Here is a 235-nt window from a genome sequence, read left to right as displayed (position 1 = left end):
GTGACGCTCCTTCCTGCTTCTTGCCTCGGCTCAGACTGTTAATGGCTTTGCTGTCCACGGCCAGGATCCGCCCGAAATCCGGTAACAGCTTGCTTATTTCGTCCACCAGACGGGTAAATATTTTTTCCACTTCGTCAATGTGTTCCATAAGTTTCCGGCAGAAACGGCTGTATACGTGAGACGGCGGAACCGCCCGTTCCCCCAACCACGGGTCAAATCCGCAAATCTCCCTCAG

At 53.6% G+C, this 235-nt stretch carries 1 pseudogene; it reads right to left on the bottom strand.

Annotated elements, in window-relative coordinates:
• Positions 1 to 235: pseudogene (locus KKC1_RS16365) on the bottom strand (DDE transposase); the annotation flags it as partial.

Origin of the sequence: Calderihabitans maritimus (genome assembly GCF_002207765.1) — a bacterium.
GTDB lineage: Bacteria > Bacillota > KKC1 > Calderihabitantales > Calderihabitantaceae > Calderihabitans > Calderihabitans maritimus.
This window is presented reverse-complemented; position numbering and strand designations above follow the sequence as displayed.